At 70.9% G+C, this 21,520-nt stretch carries 17 protein-coding genes and 1 pseudogene; 7 read left to right on the forward strand and 11 right to left on the reverse strand.

The genetic code is table 11. The annotated features are described in order from the left end of the window. Position 1: 1 nt before the first annotated feature. Positions 2 to 1,222, reverse strand: coding sequence for a sigma-70 family RNA polymerase sigma factor (locus tag OHA99_RS07595; protein WP_364811849.1), 1,221 nt, complete (start codon positions 1,220 to 1,222; stop codon positions 2 to 4). A gap of 555 nt (positions 1,223 to 1,777) precedes the next feature. Here OHA99_RS07595 and OHA99_RS07600 point away from each other — a divergent pair. The 3 genes from OHA99_RS07600 to OHA99_RS07610 are packed head-to-tail and all read left to right on the forward strand — an operon-like array spanning position 1,778 to position 7,017. Further along, positions 1,778 to 3,595, forward strand: coding sequence for a DUF4357 domain-containing protein (locus OHA99_RS07600; RefSeq protein ID WP_405694860.1), 1,818 nt, complete (start codon positions 1,778 to 1,780; stop codon positions 3,593 to 3,595). Further along, positions 3,592 to 4,851 (forward strand): McrC family protein, encoded by a 1,260-nt coding sequence (locus OHA99_RS07605; protein ID WP_405694862.1) that lies wholly within the window; start codon positions 3,592 to 3,594, stop codon positions 4,849 to 4,851. The genes OHA99_RS07600 and OHA99_RS07605 overlap by 4 nt, the downstream gene beginning before the upstream one ends. A 30-nt stretch (positions 4,852 to 4,881) precedes the next feature. Beyond that, on the forward strand, positions 4,882 to 7,017 hold the full coding sequence (locus OHA99_RS07610) for a UvrD-helicase domain-containing protein (protein WP_405694864.1): 2,136 nt from the start codon (positions 4,882 to 4,884) through the stop codon (positions 7,015 to 7,017). A gap of 23 nt (positions 7,018 to 7,040) precedes the next feature. Here OHA99_RS07610 and OHA99_RS07615 read toward each other — a convergent pair whose 3' ends face one another. Beyond that, on the reverse strand, positions 7,041 to 8,696 hold the full coding sequence (locus OHA99_RS07615) for an N-6 DNA methylase (RefSeq protein WP_189283622.1): 1,656 nt from the start codon (positions 8,694 to 8,696) through the stop codon (positions 7,041 to 7,043). A 155-nt stretch (positions 8,697 to 8,851) separates the two neighbouring features. Between OHA99_RS07615 and OHA99_RS07620 the strand changes: the two genes are divergently transcribed. Continuing rightward, positions 8,852 to 10,555 carry a TIGR04141 family sporadically distributed protein gene (locus tag OHA99_RS07620; RefSeq protein ID WP_405694866.1) on the forward strand — a complete coding sequence of 568 codons (1,704 nt, stop codon included), beginning with the start codon at positions 8,852 to 8,854 and terminating at the stop codon, positions 10,553 to 10,555. A gap of 492 nt (positions 10,556 to 11,047) precedes the next feature. Here the strand turns inward: OHA99_RS07620 and OHA99_RS07625 are convergent, their stop codons facing one another. The 5 genes from OHA99_RS07625 to OHA99_RS07645 all read right to left on the reverse strand — a co-directional run bounded on the left by OHA99_RS07625 (position 11,048) and on the right by OHA99_RS07645 (position 14,915). After that, positions 11,048 to 11,566 carry a transglycosylase SLT domain-containing protein gene (locus OHA99_RS07625; protein WP_405694867.1) on the reverse strand — a complete coding sequence of 173 codons (519 nt, stop codon included), beginning with the start codon at positions 11,564 to 11,566 and terminating at the stop codon, positions 11,048 to 11,050. A gap of 662 nt (positions 11,567 to 12,228) precedes the next feature. Continuing rightward, positions 12,229 to 13,095 carry a cytochrome c biogenesis CcdA family protein gene (locus tag OHA99_RS07630; protein WP_405694869.1) on the reverse strand — a complete coding sequence of 289 codons (867 nt, stop codon included), beginning with the start codon at positions 13,093 to 13,095 and terminating at the stop codon, positions 12,229 to 12,231. Continuing rightward, on the reverse strand, positions 13,092 to 13,874 hold the full coding sequence (locus tag OHA99_RS07635; RefSeq protein ID WP_405694871.1) for a DsbA family protein: 783 nt from the start codon (positions 13,872 to 13,874) through the stop codon (positions 13,092 to 13,094). Before OHA99_RS07635 ends, OHA99_RS07630 begins: the two co-directional genes overlap by 4 nt. 58 nt (positions 13,875 to 13,932) lie before the next feature. Continuing rightward, positions 13,933 to 14,442, reverse strand: a complete 510-nt coding sequence (locus OHA99_RS07640) for a hypothetical protein (RefSeq protein ID WP_153177438.1) — start codon at positions 14,440 to 14,442, stop codon at positions 13,933 to 13,935. A gap of 50 nt (positions 14,443 to 14,492) precedes the next feature. Then, on the reverse strand, positions 14,493 to 14,915 hold the full coding sequence (locus OHA99_RS07645; RefSeq protein WP_153177439.1) for a hypothetical protein: 423 nt from the start codon (positions 14,913 to 14,915) through the stop codon (positions 14,493 to 14,495). 546 nt (positions 14,916 to 15,461) lie between these two features. On the opposite strand from OHA99_RS07645, the gene OHA99_RS07650 reads away from it, so the two are divergent. Further along, on the forward strand, positions 15,462 to 16,325 hold the full coding sequence (locus tag OHA99_RS07650; protein WP_153177441.1) for a DUF2637 domain-containing protein: 864 nt from the start codon (positions 15,462 to 15,464) through the stop codon (positions 16,323 to 16,325). A 150-nt stretch (positions 16,326 to 16,475) separates the two neighbouring features. Here OHA99_RS07650 and OHA99_RS07655 read toward each other — a convergent pair whose 3' ends face one another. After that, positions 16,476 to 16,919, reverse strand: a complete 444-nt coding sequence (locus OHA99_RS07655) for a DUF6299 family protein (protein WP_153177442.1) — start codon at positions 16,917 to 16,919, stop codon at positions 16,476 to 16,478. Positions 16,920 to 17,161: 242 nt separating this feature from the next. Between OHA99_RS07655 and OHA99_RS07660 the strand changes: the two are divergent. After that, positions 17,162 to 17,326 (forward strand): annotated as a pseudogene (locus OHA99_RS07660) (DUF5999 family protein); the annotation flags it as partial. Positions 17,327 to 17,392: 66 nt separating this feature from the next. Here the strand turns inward: OHA99_RS07660 and OHA99_RS07665 are convergent. Further along, positions 17,393 to 18,220, reverse strand: coding sequence for an alpha/beta fold hydrolase (locus OHA99_RS07665; protein WP_165684498.1), 828 nt, complete (start codon positions 18,218 to 18,220; stop codon positions 17,393 to 17,395). 185 nt (positions 18,221 to 18,405) lie between these two features. Between OHA99_RS07665 and lpdA the strand changes: the two genes are divergently transcribed. Continuing rightward, positions 18,406 to 19,821, forward strand: a complete 1,416-nt coding sequence (gene lpdA / locus OHA99_RS07670) for a dihydrolipoyl dehydrogenase (RefSeq protein WP_405694875.1) — start codon at positions 18,406 to 18,408, stop codon at positions 19,819 to 19,821. A gap of 35 nt (positions 19,822 to 19,856) precedes the next feature. Here the strand turns inward: lpdA and OHA99_RS07675 are convergent, their stop codons facing one another. Both OHA99_RS07675 and OHA99_RS07680 read right to left on the reverse strand, forming a co-directional pair. Next, positions 19,857 to 20,255, reverse strand: coding sequence for a RidA family protein (locus OHA99_RS07675; protein ID WP_282880675.1), 399 nt, complete (start codon positions 20,253 to 20,255; stop codon positions 19,857 to 19,859). After that, positions 20,252 to 21,436, reverse strand: a complete 1,185-nt coding sequence (locus OHA99_RS07680) for an acyl-CoA dehydrogenase family protein (protein ID WP_153177447.1) — start codon at positions 21,434 to 21,436, stop codon at positions 20,252 to 20,254. Before OHA99_RS07680 ends, OHA99_RS07675 begins: the two co-directional genes overlap by 4 nt. Between the last annotated feature and the right edge of the window lie 84 nt (positions 21,437 to 21,520).

Below are 21,520 nucleotides of genomic sequence, written 5' to 3' on the forward strand. Positions count from 1 at the left end.
TTCAGAGGTTCGAGGGGATCAGCCCGTGGCGGACCAGCTGGCCGCGGAACTTGGCCTTGGCCTTCGATTCGATCTGGCGGATGCGCTCGCGGGTGACGCCGAAGACGACACCGATGTCCTCCAGCGTGTCCGGCTCGTCGCCGTCGAGACCGGTGCGCCGGATGAGGACGTGCCGCTCGCGCTCGGTGAGATGCCCCAGGACGTGTCGCAGGCGCTCCTGAAGCTCCTTGCGGAGCAGCACGACTGGAGGGCCGGGCAGACGACTCGGCCCGACGATCAGATCGGCGAGGGCGGTGTCGTCGCCGATGATCCGGTCCAGCGAGTCGGTGGGCCGGCTGATCCGGCGCACCTCCTCCACTTCGGCGAAGGTGAGATTGGTCGCGTAGGCAACATTGGCGACGGTCCTGGCGCGACCCTCGTTCAGCAGCCGGCGCTCGGCCATGGCGACCTTGCTGACCCTTTCGTGCATGTGCACGGGCAGCCGGATCACGGTGCCCTCGTCAGCGATGGCGCGGGTGATGGACTGCTTGATCCACCACGTTGCGTAGGTCGACAGCTTGAAGCCCTTGGTCGCGTCGAACTTGCGGACCGCGCGCATCAGGCCGAGAGTGCCGTGCTGGACGAGGTCCTCGACGTCCAGCCCGCGCCCCTGGTAAGCCTGTGCGATCTTCCACACGAGCCGCTGGTTGTGCAGGACGAGGCATTCGTAGGCGCGCCATCGCTCGCCGTCACGGGGCAGCGACTTCACCTCCTCGGCCGGAACATCGCGGCTGAGGAGATCGCCGCCGTCGCGCAGCAGCACGGCGAGGCCGACTTCCTCGTCCGCCGCGAGCAACGCGTTGCCCAGGTTCCGGCGCCACCGGTCTTCTGCCAGGACAGCCCGGGCTGCTCGAACGGCGAGCGACAGGGCACTGTCCGTGGCGGAGGCAACGGAGCGGGCAGCGCGCTTCTTGCCCGTTGCCGGCTTCGAGAGGGCTGGGGCGGGTGCGGATGCCTCAGGGCCGACCGTCTGGGCCCCGGTGGCTCTCTGGCCGGACTGGCGCGTTGGGCGAGGGCGGGTGATGGGGAAGCAGGCCGTCAGTTCACGCGCTTCGGTGGGGCTGAGCCCATGGAGTCGCACGACACCGTCGTGGGCCAGCTTGCCGACCTTGCCGTCGTTGTCGGCGTAGCGGCCCAGCATTCGCCGGGCCTGGGCCAGGCGTTCGGCCGCCTCGCTCAGCACCGGCGCCGGTTCCGCGACGGCCCTCAGCAGCGACTGCGGCGGCGGAGACTGCCCATCAGGCCGCCGGGCCGGCGCGGCAGCCTGCGGGGCCGGCGCGGCGGTGAGCCCCGCGGGTGCGCCCCCGCTCCGTCTCCGGCGCTGGGGTTTCACGTGAAGACCTACGGCATCGAGCCCGTGGCGCAGCCTGCGCTGCTGCTCATCGCTCGTCAGTCCGAGCCGGTTCGCCTCCAGGGCGAAGGCGCGGTGACTCACGAGGCCCGAACGAGACGCGGAGCGGCTCAGCCTCTCTATGACCGACGGCAACTCCGCCTCGATCGTGCGCCGTCTGGCCTCAGCCGTCGGCTCCCCACCCACAGTGCCCCCCACTTGAGCGTTCGAATGCCCGGGACTTGACGTACGAGCCGACCGGGCACATCAGCACTTTAGAGCCATCACGTTTACACCGTCAACACAATCACGTGATCGTTTTCTCGTTCGAGTTGGGTCACTTGACGGTGTCAACGGGTAGGGTGAAGAACGTCAGCGCAGACCTCGCGCGCCCCGGAAGGTTCGTTCATGTCCCAGCTCGAACTCCTGCCTGAAACACCCGAGTTCCGCATCAGACTCCCCAAAGGGGGAGGCTACGCCCGCGGGCACCTGCTCGCCGAGTTCGGCGGGAATGGCACCCACAAGTTCGTGCTGCGGGAGGGCTCCGTGGTCGCCGCCGAGGTCTGGCCCGGACTGGGTGATCACGGCCGCCGCAATCGCGCTGACCTGCGCGCGGGTGGCGCCCTGGTCGACGCCCCTTCGGATCCCGACCTGCCGCAGGCGCCGAGCCGCTGGGTGGTGACCCGGGACATCGAGTGCAACTCGTCCTCGGCCGCCGCTGCGCTCGTCTACGGCTACGACGCCTCCGGCCCCGAGTCGTGGCGCACGGCGGAGGGACACCCGCTCGCCGACTACCTGTCCACCGGCTGGCGCGCCCCGCGCAAGGCGTGGCTGGTGCGCGGCTCCAACGTCTCCGGTCACAACCTGGTGCGGCAACTGTGGCTGACGGAGGGATTCGTCTCCCTCGCGGCCGCGCACCTGCCTCCCCTGGAGGAGACCGATCCGACCAAGAGCACGCTGCGGCGCTTCGTGGAGGACGGGTACGAGGGGGCGGCCTCGTACAACCAGAAGCGCGGTCTCGTCGACGAACTCCACGCCTTCCTGACGCAGATGCGCGCCGGTGACACCGTCGCAGCGATCGGGGACGGACGGCTGTACGTCGGGCGGATCACCGGCGACGCCGTGCAGGCCTCGTCGCCGGGCGGGCTGTCCAATCTGCGGCGGACCGTCACCTGGTCGCCGCGCAGCCATGCGTACGAGGACCTGCCGGAGGAAGTGCAGCAGAAGCTGTCCGTCCAGCACGACGTCGTCGACCTGACCGGTGTGCTGGAAGCACTCGACGAGCTCACCGGGCAAGCGGAACGCACGGCACCGACAGCCGCCGGCGAGAGCCCCACCGCGGAACGGCCGGCGACCCGAGAGCTGTCCCTTCCGGCCATCAGCGAGGCGCTCGCCAAGGACCTTCTCGTCCATGACCGGGGCTGGCTGGACGAAGTACGTGAACTCCTCGTCGACGAGCGGCAGCTGGTGTTCTACGGTCCACCGGGCACCGGCAAAACCTTCCTGGCGATGAAGCTGGCCGAGTACCTCGGTGGCGGACCGGAACAGGTCAAGATCGTGCAGTTCCACCCCTCGTACGCCTACGAGGACTTCTTCGAGGGGTTCCGCCCCGTGGAAGACCCCGAGACTCGGGAAGTGGCCTTCCGGCTGACGGCGGGGCCGCTCCGGGAGCTGGCCGATCTCGCCTCGCGCGAGGGCAATCGGCACCTCCCGCACTTCCTGATCATCGACGAGATCAACCGTGCCAACCTGGCAAGGGTCTTCGGCGAGCTGTACTTCCTCCTGGAGTACCGGGACCGGTCCGTCCGGCTCACCTACTCCGGAGACGACTTCCCACTGCCGCCCAACCTCTTCGTGATCGGCACGATGAACACCGCCGACCGCTCTATCGCCCTGGTGGACGCGGCGATGCGGCGCCGTTTCGCGTTCGTCGAGCTGTCTCCGCGCACCGAGCCGACCGCCGGACTGCTCGCACGCTGGCTGGCGCGCGAGGGCAGGGATCCGGCGCCCGCCCGCCTCCTCGACGCTCTCAACGCCCGGATAGACGACGCCGACTTCGCCATCGGGCCGTCGTACCTGATGAAGCCGGGCGTGTACCGCGACGGCGGCCTCGAACGGACGTGGCGCACGAAGATCCTGCCCCTGCTGGAAGAACACCACTACGGCGAGGGCATCGACGTCACCGCCCGCTACGGCCTCGACTCGCTGCGCGAGCAACTCCCGTGACGGAGCCCGGGTCCGAGGTGTCCCTGCGCGAGTACGGGCCGGCCGTCTCCGTACCGCTGAGCGCCGAGGCCGGACGGGCGCTGGCCGCCTCCGGCATCCTGCAGAGCGCGACCCCCGACCCCGGCCGGATCGGACACTGGCTGCTCAGGGCAGGCAGCCGGGTCGGGGCCGTGCGCACCCCCGGCGGTCCGGTCGTGCGGATCATGCCCAAGACTCCCGTGAGCCGGCTGTTCTTCCTTCTCGGCTTCAGCCTCGACCCGGCCCGCGCCTGGCGCGACAGCAGGGAGGGCACCGTCGACACCGGCGCATACGACGACGTCGTCCCGGCGCTCGCGCACGCCGTGGAGCGGCAGATTGACGGGGCGCTGCGGCGGGGCGTCCTCCAGGGCTACCGAGAGGTGGAGGAGTCCGCGCTGGTCGTACGCGGGCGCTTGCGCGAGGCCGAGCAGATCCGCAGGCACTTCGGCCGTACACCGCCCGTGGAGATCGTCTACGACGCCTACACCGCCGACACCGCCGAGAACCGCATCCTGCGCGCCGCCACCGAACGGTTGCTGCGGCTGCCGGACGTTCCCGGGCCGGTCCGGCGGCGCCTGGCCCACCAGCGGGTGCGGCTGGCCGACGCACAGCCCCTGGTACGGGGGCAGGAACTGCCGCGTTGGCAGCCCTCCCGCCTGAACTCCCGTTACCAGTCGGCGCTGCGGCTCGCCGAAGCGGTCCTGCGCGGCACCTCTCCGGAGCACCGACCGGGCGGGACCGACCCACTCACCGTGGACGGCTTCCTCTTCGACATGAACCAGCTGTTCGAGGACTTCGTCACCGTGGCTCTGGGTGAGGCTCTCCGGGAACACGACCTGACGACGCGCAGGCAAGACGTCCATCACCTCGATGTCGCCGGTCTCGTGCGGATACGTCCGGACCTCGTCGTACGGACCGGCGACGGCCGCGCACCTCTCGCCGTCGCCGACGCCAAGTACAAAGTGGAGAAGGGTGACGGGCTCCTCAACGCCGACCTCTACCAGGCGCTCACCTACGCCACCGTGCTCGGACTGCGCGAGGCACACCTGGTGTACGCGGCCGGACGCCGGCCCGAGCACTTCCACGAGGTGCACGGAACGGCAGCGGGACGGGACGGTCGAGGCATGCGGATCTACCAGCACAGTCTCGATCTCTCCAGTGATCCCGCACAACTCCTGGCCTCCCTGAGACATATCGCCGCGCGGCTGGCCGAGAGCTCCCCGCATCCGCGATCATGAAAGACCGTCCGGTGGAAAGGAAGGACCCCCATGCCCCGGCTCGCCTTCACTCAGAGCTTCTGGGACGGATACGACACCCTGGAGAAGCCGGTTCGAGCCGGAGTACGCAAGGCCATGGCGAAGTTCCAGGCCATGAGCGTCGCCGAACTGAACGCGGACAAGGGGTTGCATCTGGAGTCCGTGGAGAAGGCTCGCGACCCGCGGATGCGCACCATTCGCATCACCGATTTCTGGCGTGGTGTCGTTCTCGCGCCGGACGACGGCAGTGACACGTTCCTCCTGGTCAACGTCCTGCCGCACGACGACGCCTACACCTGGGCGGCGAAGCGCCTGTACAGCGCGAACTCCGCCACGCGGGCCTTGGAGGTGCGCAACGCCGTCGCTCTGGACGAGCTGACACCGCTGTACGAGACGGCAGCACGCGCCGCCCCGCGCCTGCTGTTCGCGGGTGTCTCCGACGGCACGCTGCGCGAGCTCGGTGTCGACGACCAGGTTCTGCGCGCCGCACGGTCCCTGGTGGACAAGGCACAGCTGGAGGCCTTCGCCACGCTCCTCCCGGAGGACCAGCTGGAGGTGCTCCAGTACCTCGCCGAGGGGTTCAGCCCGGAGGAGGTCTACCGAGATGTGGTCGCCGTCCGCCGTCCCGCCGACGCGCCCGCCGAACCGGTTGAGGACCTGGCCACCGTGATCGCCAACACGCCCGCACGCATCCGGCTGGTCACCGGACCGCATGAGCTGGAGGACATGCTGGAGAAGCCGTTCGCGGCCTGGCGGGTCTTCCTGCACCCTTCCCAGCGCCGTGTGGCGTACCGCGCCTCGCACGGCGGCCCCGTCCAGGTCACCGGAGGACCCGGCACAGGCAAGACCGTGGCCGCCCTGCACCGGGTCAAGCACCTGCTCGACCGCTCCGAGGACGGCCGCATCCTGCTCACCACTTACACGAACGCGCTCGCAGCCGGACTGCGCGACATGCTCGGCCTGCTCCTCGACGAGGACGACAGGCTGCTGGCACGAGTGGACGTGACCACGGTCGACGCCTTCGCGAACGGCATCGCGCGCGCCGGATCGGCCGCCGCGCCGAAACCGATCGGCGACCGGGAGCAGCGCAAGTTGTGGGAGAAGACGGTCAAGCAGCTCTCTCTGCCGTTCACCGCCCAGTTCCTGGCCCAGGAGTACCGGCACGTCGTCCTCGGCCAGAACCTCCGCGACCTGGACGCCTACCTCGGCGCGAGTCGCCGGGGCCGGGGCACCGGCCTCGGGCCTGCCCGTCGCCGCGAGGTGTGGAGGGGCGTGGAACGGTTCGAACAGTTCCTGCGGGACCGAGGGGAGACCACGCATCTGCGGGTCTGCGCCCGCGCGGCGGAACTCCTCGCCGACCGGTCGGCCCCGTACGCCCACGTCGTCGTGGACGAGGCACAGGATCTGCACCCCGCGCAGTGGCGTGTGCTGCGCGCAGCCGTCCCGCCCGGTCCGGACGACCTGTTCGTCACCGGCGACCCGCACCAGCGGATCTACGATTCCCGAGTGTCGCTCGGCTCACTGGGCATATCCACGACCGGCCGCAGCTTCCGGCTGCGCGTCAACTATCGCTCCACGGAGGAGATCCTCGCCTGGTCCGCCCGCCTCCTCGCCCCCGTCGCCGTCGACAGTCTCGAGGGGGAGGGAACGGACTCGCTGGCCGGATACCGTTCGTTGCTCCACGGCCGCCGCCCCGAGGTATGCGGGCACGCCACCCGGCAAGAGGAGACCGAAGCGCTGGTGGGGCGGGTCCGCACGCTGCTCGACGAGGGCCTCGCGCCGCACGAGATCGGCGTGTGCGGCCGTTTCAACCTCTCTCTGGACGCCGCCGAGGACAAGCTGAAGGCAGCCGGCATCCCGGTGCTACGCGTGAGAGGTCAGGTCGCGCGGGGTGCGGAGGGCGTACGGCTGGCGACGATGCACGCCATGAAGGGGCTTGAGTTCCGAGCGGTGTCCGTGCTCGGCGCCGCCGAGGGCACCGTGCCGTTCACCCGGGAGATCACCCCTCGTGAGGCGGACCCGCTCCAGCACGAGGCCGACCTGCTCCGCGAGCGCTGCCTGCTGTTCGTCGCCTGCACACGCGCTCGTGAGTACCTGAGCGTGACGTGGAGCGGTACCGCGAGTCCTTTCCTTCCGCACGCAGTCTGACGCCCGTAACCTCGGCGCCGTACTCATTCCTTCGGTGCCAGGGCACCCGTCGCAAGACCGTCACGGGCGATCTCCGCGAGCTGCCGGCTCAGCTCCTCGACCTTGCGCATTCCTTCCTCGAACGCGGAGAGGGTCCGGAAGGCGGAGCCGTACCGGCGCTGGTCGTCGATGCCCATACGGGGGATGCGGGCACCCTTGCCGTCGAAACGGTATGTCCCGCTTGCGCTCGTGGACCTGCGGGTGTTGGCGGAGCTGCGCAGGAACCCCTGCAGGTAGTCCGTGTCGAGCTGCTCGCTGGCCGAGACCGGTTCCTGCCCTTCGTACGCCACGAGTCCGGCTCGGGCGAGATCCGCGACGCTGGTGGTGGCGCCGTCGAGCGAGCCCGGCCCCTCACCCTCCAAGAGCTCAGGCAGGAGGGCGGCAAGTCGACGGAACCGGTCCTCAAGTTGCCTGCGCAGCGCGGCGTACTCACCGGGGTAGTCACGTTGCCGGGGACGGAGGTGGCTCCCGGGGGTCAGATCAACGGTGTCGTCGAGCAGTTCGATCAACGGTACGTCGGCGACCTGGTCCGGGCGTGGCTCCAGATCCCCGTCGGGGCCGTTGTCCGTCAGGTCGACCATGCGCACGGTGCGATACGTGTCCGCACCCTCCGTGCTCTCGGGGCGCTCCAGGCACCACAGGTGGACGGGCAGAGCGTGTGAGGTCGCCGTACCGGGTGGCAGGGCGATGACTTGGCGCACGATGCCCCGGCGTACGAGCTCGGCACGGATGCGTCGTCCTGCCTTGCGGTAGGCGACCGAGGCTGGCATGACCATGAGGACGCGGCCGCCGGGCACGGTGTGCGCGTAGGCGTGCTGGAGCCAGGCGAGCTCACCTTCGGCCTTGGACGGGGTGCCGAGGTCCCAACGGGAGTCGAGCAGCAGTTCCTCCCTCCCCCACTCGGTCACGCCGGCCGGAGGGTCGCAGACGACCAGATCAGCCTTGAGGTCTGGCCATGCGTCCGCGCGCAGTGAGTCCCCCGCCACGATGCGCACGCCTGACCGTCCCAGGAGGTCGGCGCGGAGCTGCGCGAAGCGAGCACTGTCGGCATCCAACTCCTGACCGCGGCAATGCGAACCGGCCTCGGCCGCGACGGACAAGAGCAGCACGCCGATTCCGCAGGCCGGATCGAAGACGGTGGCATCCGACGACAGTTCGGGAGCGAAGTGACGGACGGCTCGCACCACGCGCTCGGACGTCACCTGGTCGGATCCCGCCCGCCGGGCGGAGTCCATGAATCGTTCGACCAGTCCGTCGACGAGGACAGCAGGCGTCTCACCGCGGACGAGCTCCTTCACACGGGTGACGATGTCGTCGGGCACTTCGGTCCCGGCCCCTTCGGCGAGCACCTCGGCGACCTGCGCCAAGCCCACGATCATCTGCTCGCCGAACACAGCCCGCAAAGCCTGCCACAACTCGACCTCGGGCGAGACCTCCTGACCCTTGCGCTGCTTGTCCAACCACTCCTGGACCTCCGCGAGCGCGTAAAGCGGGCTGTTCGAGGCTCCTCCCGCCGGCGCGGGGAAGTCGTCGTAGCGCCGACGCCAGTTTGATACAGCAGCCCGGGTGACTCCGGCCAGCCGAGCGATCTCGGCGCCGGTGACCAGTGGTCCGGCCGAAGAAGCGGCAGTGTCCGTCATAACCTCAGCGTACACGGACAAGCTTCGACTCTCCAGAGGCAAGTATGTTGACAAGGTACACGCACGGTCGGCATCCTCTCGTGTGTACCTGTTCATCACCTGCACCAGTACGTCGCTGGGCACGCCACAAGTCCTGTCCATGGAGGCAATCACTCTTGGCATCGAACACCGCAGTACGCACCGTTTATCGACTGCCCGGCGTCTCTCCCACCGCGGAGGCCATGCTGTCCGCACTCGATGCCGAGCTTCTGGACGGACTCGGCGCCACACTCCATGTGCCCGAGGCGCTGGGTGTCCCGGCCGTGTACATCACCTGTGGAATGGAGCGCACCGAGGCCCCCTGGTGCGGTCCCATGTCACACACCACCGGTGTCACAGTCAGCGAGAGCGTCCGCCGCACCGCCGCCCTGCTTCTGCTCGCCGTCGATGACACGGTGTACGCCATAGGCTGCGACCAGGGGTACCGACTGATCCCCGACCGTCTCAAGGACAAGCGCTTCGGTCTCTCCTTCGCCATTCGGCAGATGGACCCGAACCTGATCCGCGGAGCTGTGTCCAGGACCCTCGGACAGGCACGCACCGACATCTCACTCGTCCCGGGGGGAGCGTCGGTGCCACTGCTGGGCATTCGTGAACACTCCCGCATCGTGCGGAGCCTGGGCGGATACCTTGATGACCTGCCACTCACCCGTTCGCGGTTTACCCGAGGACGAGCGGTCAGCGCTCAGGGTGGATGCGGCCTGAGGATCGCTCTCGGCGTCGAGCCCGAGGCCCTGCTTTCCGACCTGCGGACGATCTCGAGGATCTGCCGCGAAGAGACCCCTCACCAGGAGCTGGAGTTCGTCGACCACGTCGTGCCGGTCACCGACCCGAGGATCCTCGACAACCTCACCCAGGCCCTGGACGAACGTCTAGGCCGGCCCGACGAAGGGCTGATCTCCGCAGCCGTCCCCTCCGAACACCACGAGGCCTACACGGAGGCCACCACGTACGTGACGCAGATCAACAGCCGCGGTGCCTTGCGCTCTGACGACTTCGACCTCGGTTACGTCCTGACCCGTGCCCGGCTCGCACCCGCCGGCGAGCGCGTCAAGGCACTGCGCGATGGAACGGTGACCCTGGCCAGGGACCGCCGGGCAGGGGGCGCCTGCACACTCGTAGCCACCAGCGCACTGAGTTGGTTGGAGACCGGCATCCCACTCGGCTCGCGACGGTTCTTCCTGATGGACGCCGAGTGGTACGAGACCGGGACCGCCTATGTCGAGGAGTGCCGGACCACCGTGGAGACGCTGTTCCCTCCCTCGCCGTCCGTCTCCCTCCCGGCCTGGGTGGATGGCGAGTCGGAGAACACCTACAACAACAGCGTGGCGGACAGCCGGCCCGGCTGGCTCTGCCTCGACACCAAGAACGTCGCCAACCCGCTGCGCCGCCGGGACCAGGTCGAGATCTGCGATCTCATCACGCCCGACGGAACATTGATCCTCGTCAAGCGCGCAAAGGGTTCCGGTCCGCTGAGCCATTTGTTCAGCCAGGCCAGGGTGGCGGTGGAACTGCTCCAGGAGTCCGCCCAGGTCCGAGCGGACTTCACGGCGAAGGTGGCCGGGCTGAGCGGCGACTCGCTCCTGCTCCCGGCCGACTACACGCCCGAGCGGATCGTTCTCGCCATGCTTCTCAAGCATGGCGGGCGCCTTACTCCCGAGACCATCTTCGGCTTCTCGCAGATCACCATCGCCCAGACCGCAAAGGCCCTGGCGGCACGTGGGGTGGCCGTTGAGGTCGTGGGCATTCCGGAAGACGGCACCGACGCCCCTTCCTTTCCTTCGCATGACGCAGCGATCCGTCCGACGGTTCACTGCTGACCCTCGGACGCTGTTGCCCCAGGCTGCCCCGTCGTACCCGGTCCAGCGCACCCTCATCGGCTGTAGCGTGCCCGCCGTATGGGATGACGCCTTGACGGACGGACCGCCAGTGATCACACCGGGAGTGCCTGAGCTAGCAGCCATTCGGACTCGGCAACCCACCGCACCTGCATGACGTTCGCGAGCCGCCCCACCCGTGGGAGTCCCCTGGGACTTTCCTGGGACTTCCGGCTGCATCAACAGGCACGAGCGTGAAATAACCGAAAGCCCATTCGCACAGGTCAGCACCCCGCGACCGGCCATCGCCGCAGGTCATGGCGCTGGCTGGTCCCTTCCGGGACATCTGAGGGGGACCTTTCCCGGCTCGGGTGCGACGCAGGCGGGGCCGGAGGGACGTGTCGTCCCTCCGGCCCCGCCGTGCTGCCTGGGCCCCGCCGGCCTCCGCGCGGGACCGGTCGTCCCTGGGGCTCAGGCGGTCGGTGGGTCCGCCGGTCAGTAGGCGGAGTCGACGTTGTCCATGGAGCCGTACTTGTCGGCCGCGTAGTTGCAGGCGGCGACGATGTTGGCGACCGGGTCGGTGATGGAGTCCTTGGTGCCCTTGACGTGGTAGGCCTCGAAGGTGGGCTGGATCGTCTGGAGCAGGCCCTTCGAGGGGATGCCGTTCTGGGCGTTCACGTCCCAGTTGTTCTGCGCCTTCGGGTTGCCGGACGACTCGCGCATGATGTTGCGGTGCAGGCCCTCGTAGGTGCCCGGGATGTTCTTCGCGTCCATGACGTCCAGGGCGGTGCGGATCCAGCCGTCGAGGTCGTCGCCGTGCTTCTTCTCGCCGGCCTTGACGATGGCCTTGATCTTGTCGGTCTGGGCCTGGGTCTGCGCGTTGGACGCCTTGGCCGGCTCGGCGGCGTGCGCCGGGCTCGGGACGAGGGTGAGGCTGACGGCGGCGGCGCCCGCGGCGGCGAGGGAGGCCGCGGCGGACTTGCGGATGTGGGGGCGGCGCAGGATGGCGTGCACGGGTGTACCTCTCCATTCGGGAACGTGATGGGTAGGCCGACGGGGGGTCGGCGACGCGGTGTCCGCGTTGGACGCGGCTTCGCGTCATCAGGGCCGGTGTCTGGATCACGGACGGGCTCTTGTCCCGTCCGGTCCCGGCGCTCGGCTCCCCGGTACGCAGAACACACTGCGGAACGCCCCGGCGTCGCGACAAGTGTGTGACCTACTACGCCGCTTCGCAGACCGGCCGACCCACTCGTCCGGACGGCCGACGATTACGGGGGCGAGCGGCCGTCGGGCGTCTACTAACCCCGGCCCCGTGTGACGTGGGCCCTGTGCGCGCCCTCACAGAGCCGGTCACCCGACGGTCGTCTCTGGTCACCCTGCGGAGGCAGGTGCCTCACTCGATGAAACAGCACAGTCACCCTCCGGGTCGCTCGGGAGGCCGGCCTCCCGGTACTGGGCGAGGTGGCGCACGAGGACGCGCGCGAGCGGAGGGCGGCGCCTGCATCGAGGTCGCGGCCGACATGAGGACCGTGCACATCCGGGGCTCCGAGGCCATGGCCGGACCGGTCATCCGTGTGGTCACGCGAGGTGTGGACAAGGTTCGTCGGAGCCGACCGGGTCCACGTCACCGGCCGCCCGGTCAGGGGCTCGGCGATCGCGTCGTCCGGGCCCGTCCGTTATTCCGGCCCGGCCCCTTCCGCGTCGTGCGGCGGCGCTGCGTCTCGTCGCGCCGCCGGCCGGAGCAGGACCAGCAGTGCGGCGAGGGCCGCCACCCCGGCCAGGATCAGCAGGACCAGCCGGTCGGAGACCGCCGCGCCGATGCCGGACAGCCGTTCCTCCAGGGCGAACTCGGTGTCGGTGCTGAGCAGCGACGGCAGCGCGGAGGTGCCGTCGAAGGCCAGGAACGCCACCCCGAGCGCGACGAAGAACAGGCCGCCGACGAGGGCGGTGCTGTGCAGGGTCAGCGGGCCCGCCCGGAAGGTGCGGCCCCGCAGCCAGCGTTTGCGGCCCAGGTCGAACCGGTCCCACAGCAGGGCGAGGACGAACATCGGAACCGCCATGCCGAGCGCGTAGACGGCGAGCAGCACGCCGCCGTGCAGGGGGTCTCCGTCCACGGCCGCCACGGTCAGGATGGAACCGAGGATCGGTCCCGCGCAGAATCCCGCCAGCCCGTACACCGCGCCCAGGGCGAAGACCGACAGCGCGGAACCCGAGCGGCGCCCGCCCGCGGCCTGTGCCATCCGGCGGGAGCCGAAGCCCAGCCCGGCGATCTGGGCCACGCCGAGGGCGATGACCGTCCATCCTCCCGCGGTCACCAGGGCGTCCCGGTGGCCGTAGAAGAGGCGGCTGGCGAACGAGCCGGCCACGCCGAGCGGCACGAGTGTGGTGCACAGCCCGACGTAGAAGAGGCCGGTGCGGGTCACCAGCCGGGTGCGGCTGGTGAAGGAGTAGGCGAAGAAGGCGGGCAGCAGCAGTGCGCTGCACGGACTGAGCAGGGCCAGCAGCCCGCCGAGGAAGGCCATCGCCAGGCCGGCCTCGCTCATCGTCCGGCCTCCTTCGCCGTCTTCGCCGTCTTCTCCGCGCTCTCTACGGCTTTCTCGAAGGTGTCCGTGGGCTGGGCGCCCAGGATCGGTGTGCCGTTGACCAGGAACGCGGGGGTGCTGGTCACGCCGAGGTTGTAGCCCTCCTCCTGGTCCTGGAGCACGGCGTTGCGGGCCTGCTCGGAGGCCATGTCGGCCTGGAAGCGCTCGATGTCGGCGATGCCCGCCTCGCGGGCCATGGCGATGACGTTCTCGGCGTCGAACGCGCCGCTGTTGCGTTCGCGCGGCTTGCCGTAGGCGACGTCGTGGAACTCCCAGAACTTCTTCTGCCGCCCGGCCGCCCAGCCGGCCAGCGCGGCCCGTTCGGACTCCTCGCCGAAGATGGGGAAGTTGCGCCACTCGATGCGCAGGACCCCCTTGTCCACGTACGAGCGCAGCAGTTCGGGCTTGGTCTCCCGGGCGAACCGGCCGCAGAAGGGGCACTGGAAGTCGGAGTACTCGATCAGGACGACCGGGGCGTCCGCGCGTCCGACCGCCAGCGGGTCGGACGCGTCGCGGCGGGCGAGGGCGAGCAGGCCCGGGTCGGCGGGTGCGGGGGCGGGGTCGGTGGAGCCGGTGACGGCCGCGGGTTCACCGGCCTTCTTCTCTCGGGTGTCCGAGCCGTCGAGCGTGAGCGCGAAGGCAGCGGTCACCGCGGCTGCGGCGAGCACCGCCATGGCGCCGACGGTCCGCCTGCGGGTGCGGCGGGACGGGGAGGCAGTGGATCCGGTGGATCCGGTCATGGGTCACCTCGGATGGTGAGGGAGGGAAAGGGGGAAGGGTGTGGGACCGGGCCTCGGGTCAGGCGGAAGGCGTGACCGGGCACTCGGTCTGGGAGGACAGCCGGCGCAGCGCCGCTTCCGCCAGCAACACCGCCGACAGGACGGCCAGCAGCGGCTGCAACGGAGCCCAGTAGCTCAGGGCGCCGGAGGCCCCGAGGAGCACGAGGACGAGTTTGTTGCAGACCGGGCAGCCGACGGCGAAGAAGGACAGCACCCCGCCGATCGCGCCGAGACGGCCGCCGTCGGCGGCTTGCGGCTCCGGGGAGGACGAGGGCTCGCGCACGGCGGGCCCGCGCACATAGGTGCTCAGGACGATGCCGGCCAGTACGGCCGTGACGGCGAGGGCGGGGTAGTTCCACCACTGCACGGGGACCGACCGGCCGAACAGCGGATTGGGCACCACGTCGGTGGGCGCGCCGACCAGGACCGCCGTGGCCAGCGCACCCGCGCCTGCCACCGCCCACTGTCGGGACCGCCAACCACGCAGTGCCTCACCCGCCCGCCTGAAGGAGCGCGGGGAAGAGGACATGCCGAAGAACTCCGTTTCCGAGGATTGAGGGACGCGGCCTACGGGCCGGTCTAAATCCGCAGAACGGAGTGGAGGGTCGCCGGGGGCGGATCGGGGCCGCCCGCCGACGGGCCGACGTGCTGTGACAGGAGAGGCGCGGGGTCGGTGTGCGGGGACGCGAGACCGGACCGGCCTCCCGAGGTGGACGGCGGCGGAGGGTTCTCGGCCCGCTGCACGCTGTGGTCCGCGACGGCCTTCTTGCCGCACGGGGCGGCCGCGCCGTCCGACGGTTGCGCGGCAACGGCGTTGGCGGCATGAGTGGCATTGGTGGCGGCGACGACGAGGGTCTGCACCCGCTCCGCGGTGGGCGGCGGCGTGCCCTGCCCGTCGCGTTCCGCGTGCCCGAAGACGCACAGCAGCGCCACCACGCCCACGAGCAGAGCCAGCGCACCACGCAACCGGGCGTGTGCCCGCCCGTGTGCCGCTCGCCTCATCGCCGCTCCCGCGCTGTTCGTGGTCGCGGCCAGCCTAGGTCACCCGCGCCGGTGCCCGGTCACCCAGGGGCCGGGACCCACCGGGCGCGCCTTTCCGTCGGCCGCCTCCCGGGGCGCCCCGGGTGGTTCGGCTCCGGCACCTCAAGGCTCCTTTGACGCTTTTCGTACCGGTCACGATCGAGCCGGTGTGAATTCGGGATTGGGTAAGTATCGCAGAAATCGTTCACTCGACTGCCGCGCATCCGACGGAGTAGGCAGACGTTACTTCGGATATGACCGAGGAACACGGGGAATTGACGGCGCTTGGCCCGTACACCTACAGGCCCGGCAGATCTCACTGTCCGTCACCGAGCGACGGGACTCTGACCAGAGGCGGGCACCCCGTCCCTCTCCGTGTGACCGAACCGGTCCTGCAACGCTTCCTCGACGTCATGACCGAGCTGGAGAGCGGCCTCGCCGAGCGGTGGGGCCGGGCGCAGGGCTCCCTCACGTACACCAGGGCGGAGTGACCGGCACCTCGTGTACGAAGATCACACTCACCCCCGCATGCCGTACGGCGAAGGGTCGTTCCGCACCACGGGCACGGGCCGGCACCGGGCTCCCCAGGAAGTCTTCCAGGAGACCCTGGTGCCGCCCGAACCCGGCTGGGACCCGGCCGAGGAACTGGCCTTCCTGCTCCAGGACGCGATGGAGCAGCAGACCGGCGTCCCCTCCCCCTACCCCTCCCCCTCCGCCACGGACACTTCGGCGCTCGCACCCGCCCCGGGCACACCGCTGAGCAATCTCCAGGAGATCACGGCGGAACTGCCCCCGTTGAGGGAGTCCCCGACGAGTCACCGCAGGGTCCGCAGAGGGAGAAAGGTGAGCCGGCTGCGCGCCGCGAGCCTGTTCGTCGCCGCGCTCGCCGCGGTCATCGCGGCCTCCGTGAGCCTGTTCGGCGGCATGGTGGCCTACGAGCCGTTGCGCCTGGCCGCCGTGACCCGCACCCGGGGCAGTGTCGTGTCCTGGTGGCCGCTGCTGGTGTACGGGCCCTGGCTGGTGGCCTCGCTGGCGGTGCTGCGGGCCGCGCTGCACCAGCGCCGTGCGGTGCACTCCTGGGCCGTCGTCCTGCTGTTCTCGGCCATCGCGATGCTGCTGTGCGTCGCGGAGGCGCCCAGGACCGTCAGCGACGCCGCGGCAGCCGCCCTGCCCGGTCTGGCCTCCCTGGTCTGCTTCCAGCAGGTCATCCGGCAGATCACGCTCACCCGTCCGCCCCGGCGGGCGGTGCCGCGTCACCGGCAGCGTGCCGCGGTCACGCCGGGTGACGATCCGTCGGGCAAGGCGGCAGCCGACCCGGTGTCCCTTCCGCAGCAGCGGCAGAATCCCGTGCGGTCGCCACGGCCGGGCGCGGGCCCCGGGAAAAGGATCTGACCCGGTTCGGAACAAAGCGGTCGGAACAAGGCGACCGAAACGGGCTTCCATTTCCCTCCGGTGAATGTCCGGGAAGGAAAACGTTCGGAAGGGAAATTCAGGAGTCGTTTCTGCCGTCCTCCGGGCGGGTTCCGCGGCCGCCGCGGGGGGTCAGGACGCCGTCAGGGTCACGTCCTGTGCCTGCCGGGCGTGGAAGCTCGGGAGCGGCACGATGCCCATGGGGCGCAGTTCCATCAGGGTGGCCTCGACGCGGGCCGCGCCCGGCTCGAGGACGACCGTGTCGGGCGTGCCGGTGTTGACCCAGCGGTGCTCCAGTCCGTCGCAGACCGCGCGGGTGCCGCCGACGCCGTACCGGACGGACGGGTCGCCCTGGCTCACGGTGGAGCTGACGAAGACCGGGCCGCTGCCGCCGGTGCAGCGGTAGGTGCCGGAGAGGGTGACGCCGCCGTCGGCGGCGATGCGGCCGACCGGGTCGACGGTCACCGACTCCGCCACGAGACGGGCGTCGCCGGGCGCGGCCGGGGCGGCGGGCGCGGCGAGCAGGAGCAGGGCGGCGCCGGCGGTGGCGGTGAGGGCGGCGGATCGTACGCGCATGGTGGGAACCTCCCGGTCGGTCGGAATGAGGGGTTCCACTGGTACCGGGCGAAGGGGCGGGCGGCAGTGACCGTCACCCCTTCGGTGGCGAGTCCGCGTCGACCGTCGTGGAACCGTCGCCGGCATGTCCGGGTGTTGTCACGCTCGCCACCCGGGTCTTGGCGGCGGCTCGCCGGCGGGCGCACGGTCGGTGCACGCGACGGTCCCGACGAAGGGACGGTCTCCCGATGTGGAGGTGCGCCATGTGTGCCCACCGGCCTTCCTGCCCCGCGACCGACACCCGCGCGCACGTCGTCGCCGCCCACCCTGAGCAGGGGTGGCAGCTGCTGTGCGACGGCACGATCGTGTTCGACGACACCGGCGAACTGCGTCCCGACGGCCTGGCCGTCGCCCCGCACCGGGTGCCCGGGGGGGGCGCCCGGCGGTGGCCGCCTGACCGCTGCCGCCCCGCGGGCACGGTAGCGGCCCCGGGATCAGTGCTTCTCGGCGATGAACTCCCGCAGCAGGGAGGCGAGCAGCTCCGGCTGGTCCTCGGGGATCAGCGTCCGGGCGTCCTCCACCTCCACCAGCCGTCCCTGCGGGAGGAGTTCGGCCAGGCGCCGGCCGTGGGCGCGGGGCATCATCAGGTCCTCGGTCGCCCAGACGACGAGCGCGGGCCGGTCGAACCTCCGCAAGCCCTGGGCGGCTTCGAGGAGTTCGTCGCGGCGGACGTGGGTGCCGTAGTGCCGGAAGTCGCGTCTGATCGCCGGGTCGGTGCGCAGCGGGCGCAGCCAGCCGTCGACGACCGCGTCCGGTACGGGCCGCTTGGTGAGGGCGCCGATGCCGACGGGCAGGCGGCGCAGCGGCTTGAGGCCCAGGGTGCGGACCAGTGCGGACACCCCGCCGGGCGTCCGGCAGGCGACGCCGATCAGCTTTCCCGGCAGGCCCGGCGGGTAGTTGTCGAACGCCTCGCACGCGACGAGGGCCAGCCGTGCGAGGCGCTCCGGGTGCCGGGCGGCCACCGTCTGGGCGCGTCCGCAGTCGTTCTCGACGAGGGTGACGTCGGTGAGGTCGAGGCGGTCGAGGAACTCGGCGACCATCTCGTTGACCAGGTCGGGTGTGGGTGGGCGGCGCATCGGGCGGCGGTGGGCGCCGTAGGGCAGGGTCGGCGCGATCACCCGGTGGTCGGTGCGCAGGTCGGCGAGGACCTTGCGCCAGACGGTCCTGTCGTGGACGAGGCCGTGGAGGAGGACGACGGCCGGGCCGTCGCCGCCGGTGTCCTCGTACTCGATCGTTCCCGCGCTCAGTTCGATGTCCGGCATGACGGCACTCTACGGCCGGCCCGGTACTCCGTACCCGGAGAAGCAGAGACAGCCGTTCACCCCCGGCCGGCCGTGGTCGCCGGTCCGCGGGAAGAACAATGACCCTGCCGGGACTTGAGACGATGGCCGCCCCGAGCGAGTTCGGCGCGGCGAGCTCGATCTCACCTACGGAAGAGGAAATACGGATGACAGCGAGCGAGCACTTCGACGTCGTCGTACTGGGAGCGGGCCCCGGCGGCTACACCGCGGCGGTGCGCAGCGCGCAGCTCGGGCTGAGGACGGCCGTCGTCGAGCCGAAGTACTGGGGCGGGGTGTGCCTGAACGTGGGCTGCATCCCCTCCAAGGCCCTGCTGCGCAACGCGGAACTGGCCCACATCCTGACCCGGCAGGCCGACACCTTCGGCATCCGGAGCGCCGGTCCGATCACCCTGGACTTCGGCGCGGCCTTCAAGCGCAGCCGGGAGGTGGCGGACGGCCGTGTCGCGGGCGTGCACTATCTGATGCGCAAGAACGGCATCACCGAGTACGACGGCCGCGGCACCTTCACCGACGGCCGCACCCTCCAGGTGGCGCTGTCCGACGGCACGAGCACCACGGTCACCTTCGACCACTGCGTCATCGCGGTGGGTGCCACCACCCGCCTGCTGCCCGGCACCGGGCTGAGCGCCCGCGTCGTCACGTACGAGGAGCAGATCCTCACCGAGGAACTGCCCGAGCGGATCGTCATCGCGGGCGCCGGGGCCATCGGGGTCGAGTTCGCCTACGTGCTGCACAACTACGGCGTCAAGGTCACCCTCGTCGAGTACGCCGACCGGATCGTGCCCGCCGAGGACGCCGACGTCTCCAAGGAACTCACCCGGCACTACCGCAGGCTGGGCGTGGAGATCCTCACCTCCACCCGGGTCGACGCGATCGACGACTCCGACCCGTCGGGCCCGGTCCGGGTGACCGTCACCCAGGGGGGCACCCAGAAGGTCCTGGAGACGGACAAGGTCCTCCAGGCCATCGGCTTCGCGCCGCGGGTCGAGGGCTACGGCCTGGAGTCGACCGGCGTGAGGGTCGGCGACCGCGGCGAGATCGAGGTCGACGCCCGCGGCCGCACCAGCGTGCCGCACCTGTACGCGATCGGCGACGTCACCGGCAAGCTGATGCTGGCGCACGCGGCCGAGGCCATGGCCGTCGTCGCCGCCGAGACCATCGGCGGGGCGGAGACGATGGAGATCGACGACTTCCGGATGATCCCGCGCGCCACCTACTGCCAGCCGCAGATCGCGAGTTTCGGCCACACCGAGGCCCAGGCCCGCGAGGCCGGCTTCGACGTACAGGTCGCCAAGTTCCCGTTCACCGCCAACGGCAAGGCACACGGTCTGGGCGAGCCGGTCGGCTTCGTCAAGGTGATCAGCGACCGCCGGCACGGCGAGCTGCTCGGCGCGCACCTCATCGGCCCGGAGGTGACCGAGCTGCTGCCCGAGCTGACCCTGGCCCAGCAGTGGGACCTCACCGTGCACGAGGTCGCCCGCAACGTGCATGCGCACCCCACGCTCGGCGAAGCGGTCAAGGAGGCGATCCACGGCCTCGCGGGTCACATGATCAACATGTGAGGTCCCGGAAAGGGAGGAGAGAAGGCGGGGGCGCCCTACGGCAGTACGGCGAACCCGTCGATCTCCACCAACGCCCGTTCGTCCCAAAGCCGTACGACCTCCACGACCGCCATCGCCGGGTAGTCGCGGCCCGCCAGTTCGCGCCAGGTGCGGCCGAGATCCGCGGCGTGGGTGCGGTAGGCGGCGACGTCGGTGGCGTAGACGGTGACGCGGGCGAGGTCGGCGGGGGTGCCGCCGGCCGCGCCCAGGGCGGTGAGGAGGTTGGTGAGGGCCTGCTCGAACTGGGCGGGGAGGGTGTCGCCGGTGATCGTGCCGTCGGTGTCGAGGGCGGTCTGGCCGGCCAGGAACACGACGCGGGTGCCGGTGGCGACGACGGCGTGGGAGAAGCCGGTGGGCGGGGACAGTTCAGGCGGGTTCACCCGTTCGGCGGTCATGCTCCGGCCTCCTCGGTCGTGGCGTCGGTCTCGTGTGTCCGGGGCACCTGGTGCGTCCGGTACAGCTCCTTGGCGACGATGCCGCGCTGGACCTCGCTCGCGCCCTCGTAGACGCGCGGGGCGCGCACCTCTCGGTAGAGGTGTTCGAGGAGGTGTCCGCGGCGCAGGGCGCGGGCGCCGTGCAGCTGGACGGCGCGGTCGACGACGTACTGGGCGGTCTCGGTGGCGAGGAGCTTCGCCATCGCGGCGCGCTTCGGGACGTCCGGGGCGCCGGCGTCGTACGCCGTGGCCGCCGCGTACACCATCAGGCGGGCCGCCTCCGTGCGCAGCGCCATCTCGGCGACCTGGTGGGAGACGGCCTGGAGGTCGCGCAGCTTGCCGCCGAAGGCGTCGCGGGCGGTGGTGTGCGCGAGGGTCGCGTCGAGGGCGGCCTGCGCCATGCCGACGGCGAAGGCGCCGACGCTGGGGCGGAACAGGTTGAGGGTGTCCATGGCCACCCGGAAGCCGCGGTCCGGTTCGCCGAGGACGTCGTCCGCGGTGACGGGTACGGCGTCGAAGGCGAGGGCGCCGATGGGGTGCGGCGAGAGCATGTCGAGCGGGGTGCCGGTGAGGCCGGGCCGGTCGGCGGGCACGAGGAAGGCGGTGACGCCGCGGGACCCGGCGCCGGGGGTGGTGCGCGCGAACACCGTGTAGAAGTCGGCCTCGGGGGCGTTGGAGATCCAGCACTTCTCGCCGGTGAGCCGCCAGGCGGAGGGGCCCGCGCCGGGCCCGGTCTCCGGCTCCGCCCGCAGCGACAGCGCCGCCGCGTCGGAGCCCGCGTCGGGCTCGCTGAGGGCGAAGGCGGCCACCGCGGTGCCGTCGCTCACGCGGGGGAGCCAGCGGGCGCGCTGGGCATCGGTGCCGTGGGCGTGCACGGGATGGGCGCCGAGACCCTGGAGGGCGAGGGCGGTCTCGGCCTCCGTGCAGGCGTGGGCGAGCGACTCCCGCATCAGGCACAGGTCGAGGGCGCCCGAGGTGAACAGGCGCGGCAGCAGGCCGAGGGTGCCGAGTTCGGTGACCAGGGCGCGGTTGACGCGGCCCGGCTCGCCCTTCTCCGCGAGCGGGCGCAGCCGGTCGGCGGCGAGGGTGCGCAGCTCCTCGCACCAGGTGAGTTGTGCCGGTTCGAGCGAGAATGCGGTCATCGCCGGTCCCTTCCCCTGCTCCCCTGCGTGCTTCCCCGCCCACCGGACGGGCCACCGGACGGACGGCCGGTCACGGCCGAGGTT

Source organism: Streptomyces coelicoflavus, assembly GCF_045041415.1.
In the GTDB taxonomy this organism is placed as follows: Bacteria; Actinomycetota; Actinomycetes; order Streptomycetales; family Streptomycetaceae; genus Streptomyces; species Streptomyces coelicoflavus.